The following is a 1,056-nucleotide window of genomic DNA, read 5'->3' as shown; positions in this document are numbered from 1 at the left end:
AACCCCGGGGCACACCACCCGCGGACGATGTGTCGATGTTGATGCGGTCGCCGAACCGTGGGCACGGTGTGGCGGTTTCAGGGCCGTTCGTCCGGAGGGGAACGCACTACGGTTGCGAGTGGCTTTGCGCAGCCGGGCGCCGATCGATTTCCCGCCAGCCTGGCAGAGCTCGGTTCATCGCTCGATCAGGTCTTGTCGTCGACCTGGGTGCTGTCGGTGAACGTTTCCTCGTAGGCACGCAGCATGTCGACGATCAGGCCGATGTGTCGCCGGTCGAATTCACTGTCGGGAGAAATCCGCGCCAGGGCTTCGCCGTCGAAGCTGAAGATGATGTGGGCGATCATCACGGGCCGGATCCGCTCGGGTAGCCGCCGGAGCAGGGAAACCTCACGACTGGCGGCCAGAATGGACTGGGCGTACTCGTCAGCGACGGGTTGCAGCCGCGCCCGCAGATCCGCGTCGGTGCGCGCAGCCGCATTGAGTTCCACCCACACGGCGTTGATGGGCGCACGCGCCGATGCTTGCAGCAAGCCGAGCACCGCGGACAGATCATCGCGATCGGCCAGCTGCGCGAGCTTGCGCTCGAAGCTGTCGACCTGCCGTTGGGCGACCTCACGAGCGGTAGCGAGCACGAGGTCGATCAGGGCGGGGAAACGCCCGAAGAGGGCACCGTGCGAGACACCGGCCCGCGCGCAGATCTCCCGAACCGTCGTGCGGGCGTACCCCACCTCGGACAGCGCGCTGATCGTTCCCTCGACCAGCCGGGCCGACGTGGCCGCACGCCGCTGCGCCTGTGTCAGTCGGCCCTCACCTGCCACCGAACATCCTCCCTCGCGTCGTGATCCGGCAACCCCTCCAGGTTAGCCCGGGCAGGTCGCACGGAAGCAGAGCCCGCACAGATTTCGAGCGACCACTTGCAATATTAATTGCCCTACTGCATGCTACCGGCGAGTAGAGCGACGAGGTGAAGGTTCCGGATTTCGACGTAGGACACGGTTCAGGCAAAGGAGAATGGGTCATGCGTATGCGCAGAAAACTGGCGCTGAGATCGGAAGA

General features: G+C 65.2%; 1 protein-coding gene. It reads right to left on the bottom strand.

Annotation, left to right across the window (positions count from 1 at the left end; all coding sequences use genetic code 11):
- Positions 1–185: 185 nt before the first annotated feature.
- Positions 186–818: a TetR/AcrR family transcriptional regulator gene (locus tag AD72_RS32535; RefSeq protein WP_051899257.1), complete on the bottom strand. Its 633-nt coding sequence runs from the start codon at positions 816–818 to the stop codon at positions 186–188.
- Between the last annotated feature and the right edge of the window lie 238 nt (positions 819–1,056).

The organism is Sciscionella sediminilitoris, from assembly GCF_000737195.2.
Taxonomy (GTDB): domain Bacteria; phylum Actinomycetota; class Actinomycetes; order Mycobacteriales; family Pseudonocardiaceae; genus Sciscionella; species Sciscionella sediminilitoris.
The sequence above is the reverse complement of the archived record's forward strand: the minus strand, read 5'-3'. Positions and strand labels throughout refer to the sequence as shown.